The 3,679-nt window shown below is 67.1% G+C and carries 2 protein-coding genes and 1 pseudogene; 2 read left to right on the top strand and 1 reads right to left on the bottom strand.

Annotated features, from left to right (window positions below):
- Positions 1 to 895 precede the first annotated feature (895 nt).
- Positions 896 to 1,855 carry a DUF5926 family protein gene (locus ABIB25_RS29040; RefSeq protein WP_354531989.1) on the top strand — a complete coding sequence of 320 codons (960 nt, stop codon included), beginning with the start codon at positions 896 to 898 and terminating at the stop codon, positions 1,853 to 1,855.
- Positions 1,856 to 2,065: 210 nt separating this feature from the next.
- On the opposite strand, the gene ABIB25_RS29035 is transcribed toward ABIB25_RS29040, so the two are convergent.
- Positions 2,066 to 2,923, bottom strand: coding sequence for a CPBP family intramembrane glutamic endopeptidase (locus tag ABIB25_RS29035; protein ID WP_354531988.1), 858 nt, complete (start codon positions 2,921 to 2,923; stop codon positions 2,066 to 2,068).
- Positions 2,924 to 3,257: 334 nt separating this feature from the next.
- Here ABIB25_RS29035 and ABIB25_RS29030 point away from each other — a divergent pair.
- Positions 3,258 to 3,679 (top strand): annotated as a pseudogene (locus ABIB25_RS29030) (hypothetical protein); the annotation flags it as partial.

Raw genomic sequence — 3,679 nt, 5'->3', positions numbered from 1 at the left:
TTCAGGCCCTACCGGTTCAGGCCCTACCGGTTCAGGCCCTACCGGTTCAGGCCCTACCGGTTCAGGCCCTACCGGTTCAGGCCCTACCGGTTCAGCCCCTAACGAATAGGCCGCCGCCGGTTCAGCCGGCGGCGGAACCGACAGCGAGGGAAGCGGGGTGACCGACAGCGACAGAACGGTCGGCGCCGCGGGCGGGGAGAGCGGTTCGGCCGTCCATCGGTTCAGCGGGCGAATCGTCGGGAGCGGTCGGAGGGTCGGGAGCGGAGGGAGGTCCGGTCCCGGATCGAACGCGGTCGGATCGAACCGTCCTGGTTCGTAGGAAGACCACCCGTTGTCGGAGTGGTCGGAGCCGTTCGTCGATGTCATGTGTGCGCCGTTGCTGCCGTCGTCGCGGATGGAGGTGAGGTTCTCGTCCTGCGCGCCGTTGCGCCGTATTGCGGGCTGCTGGGGTACCGACGGTGCTGCTGGTGGCTGCGTTGTCGCCTGCGATGGTGCCTGACTGGAATGTGGGGACCCCGGAAATGTTGAAGAGGCCGGGAGGTGGGAACCCTGCGGAGGGACGGTCGAAGCGGGCGCTTCCGGTGTGTCATGACCGGCGACACGGGTAGTCGACTCGGCGCTCAGCCACACGTCGTCGATCGGCAAAATCATCATCCTCGGGGTATGCCGGCGATTGACCGAGCTCGGTTCGTGAGCGTGCTGATCTGGATTGCGCCTGTATGCGTTCGAGTGATTACAGAGGGCAATGACGGTGCGGACGCAGAGAATCTGTGGTCACCGCCACCCAGCAGAGTACTGGGGACGGGTTCGAAGTCGCCAGCTACCTCGTCACGCGGGCCAGGTCCGGTCATCTCGTGCGGTCGGTCGCGCGACTCGATTCCGATACGGTGGCGCTGTGTCCAAGAAGACCAAACTGCGAGCCAGGGCTGCTTCAGCCGAACCGTCGAACACCGCTGCGGAGGGGGTCGACAACCCCAGACGCCCGTGCCCCTGCGGTTCGGGACGACGGTTCAAGTCCTGTCACGGCGCGGCCGACGCCGCGGAGATGATCGTGGCCCGCCCGTTCGCCGGCATGGCGGCCGAGACCGAACTGATCGCACTCCGCGAGTTCGTGCCGTCGGCGACGGCCCAGCTGACTTTGAAGACTCCCTCTCCCGATGTGCCGTCCATCACGCTCGCCACGGTGCTGCCCGCGGCGGCGGCGGCTCTGACCCGGTCCGACCGGTCGATCCTGCTCGGTATGCAGGTCCAGACGCACTCCGGAGATCTGTCCCGCGATCTGGCGTCGGCGCTCGAATGGGCCCTCGCGGCCGAGCCGTCGAGCGTGTTGTCGGTCGTCGGGCGCGCCTCCATCGGGCCGAGTCTCGCCGACCTCATCGTCGACGAGCCGTTCGACGTCACCGTCCACGACTCGTTCGGCTGGTGGTTGGAGGAGGAACCCGAAGCAGGCAGCGAGGTCGCGTTGTCCCTCGAGCGGGCGAACACGGCGATCATGCCGACCGTGCGCGTCGCCGGACTCCCCGGCGCGTACTGGGTCGACGCCGGCGAGAAGGCTCACCTGCGCTGGGTCCGGCCCGAGGAGGAACAGCCTCTGATGGCTGCGCTCGCGCGCCTCGCGGTCGACGAGGAACTCGATCTCGGCGAGGGTTCGCGGTACGTCGGGTCGTTCCGGGCACACGGCCGATTGGTGCCGGTCTGGGATCTCGACCGTGATGCGCACGCTTCGGAATGGGACGAGCCGGTCAAGGAATTCGCGGTCAGGCTGGACAAGGCTCTGGCCGTGGACGAGCCCCTGACCTCGGCCCAGCGCCGCGCCCGCGACGGCATTCTCGGCCGCCAGTTCACCCTGCGCTGACCCTGGCCCCGCGCATACCGAACTGCCCGGCGCATACCGATCTGCCCTGTTCAGGCCCTTTTTGGCTCAAAACGGTCGTTCCTATATGCGCAGCCACGCCGCCGCAGCGCCGCCGCCAGGTACGCCGCCGCAGCGCCGCCGCCAGGTGCGTTGCCGCTGCGTGCGCTCGCGGAAGCAGGTGCGCCGGCGCTGTGTGCGTGGCCGCGAGCCCTACGGCAACCAGCTGACGTGGCCCTTGAGCAGTGGGTAGGCCACGAAGACGACGGTGTCGATGAGCGAGTGCGCGATGACCAGCGGCCAGATGCGGCGGTATTTGAGGAAGAACCAGCCGAAGATCAGCCCCATGATCGCGTTGCCGACGAATCCGCCGAAGCCCTGGTAGAGGTGGTACGACCCGCGTAGCACCGCGCTCGCCGCAAGCACGCCCCCGAGCGGCCAGCGCAGCTGCTGCAGCCTGGTGATCAGGTACCCGACGACCAGCACCTCTTCCAGGAACCCGTTCTGGAAAGCCAGCAGCACGGTGACCGGTAGTCGCCACCACGCGTCCGTCAGCGAGTTGGCCTGCACCGTGAGGTTGAACCCCAGGTGTTGGGCGAGCAGGTAGAGGCCGAGGCCCGGGATCCCGATGACGGCGGCCAGGACGAGACCGGTCCCGATGTCCCAACCCGGCATGCGGAGATTGAGGCCCAGTCGCTGCGAGATGCTGATGCCGGCCCGCCACAGGAGGTAGAGGCCGATCGCACCCCAGGCCAGGCCCTGTACGACCTGCAGCAGTTGTTTGACCAGGTCGATCATGCCGACGGTCGACTTCGGTGCCGTGACGGAAACGGCGAAACTGCTGATCGCCACCTTGGCCTGGGAGGCCTTGATCGAGGTCTCGATGAGGCTGACCAACGAAGTCAGACCGCTCATCCCGAGGGTGATCAGGAACACGATCGTGATCTCGACACCGATCGACCGGGGGGAGTCACGGCGATCGGTGATCTGGAAGTCGTCAACAGGCTGGACGGCGAACCAGTTCTTGCGCCTGGTCGGCGGAGCTGCGTGCGGAACCGGCGAAGTTGTCATGGCGTCGTCCAGGGTAGGTCGCGCCGGATGGGGGCGTGGTGTGGGCCGTACGTCGGCGGTCTGTGAACTCCGGCAGGTCAGGGGGAAATTTGCCCTGCGAAATAAGCCTCCGATCGCTGGTGATGACCGGTTCGGCGATCTTCACCACGATTCGACGGTGGTCGCGGGATAGTGGCACAGGGAACCTATGGTCGGCACATACGTCTTTCCGATGTTTTCAAGGGTGAGCCGTTGATGGTGGGCCCGAAGCGTGAAGGCGGAAGCTGTTGAGGAGGCCATGGTGACGCAGGGCGTAGGGAGCGGGCGACGTCGCTCGGGAGCTGGTCGGCGCCGAATGATGGGTCTGTCGATCGTGGTCGTCGGAGCGCTGTTGTTCAGCGCCTGCACCGGCGGCAGCAATGCGGTGGTCACCGTGACGAACGACGTCACGCCGCCGGGGCGCGCGACGTCCGGATCCAGCTCGTCGCTTTCGTCGAACGGATCGACAGCGACGACCGCCGGCGGGACCACGACCGCCGGCAGGGCCGCGGGTCACACCACGTCAGGCCGTCCGACGACCGGTTCGCCCACCTCGGTGCCGGCCAACGACAACGGCGGGGTAAGGGCCGGTGGCACCGAGCCGGACGGTTTCAGGATCACCAAGCTGAAGCCGGGCGAGAAAGCGCCGCAGCTCGTCGTCTTCAGCTTCGACGGCACCGGGTGGGACGAGAAGTGGCAGTACTGGTTCGGGATCATGCAGAAGGTGCCGCTGCACTT

This window comes from Nakamurella sp. UYEF19, from assembly GCF_040546275.1.
Classification (GTDB): Bacteria; Actinomycetota; Actinomycetes; order Mycobacteriales; family Nakamurellaceae; genus Nakamurella.
This window is presented reverse-complemented; position numbering and strand designations above follow the sequence as displayed.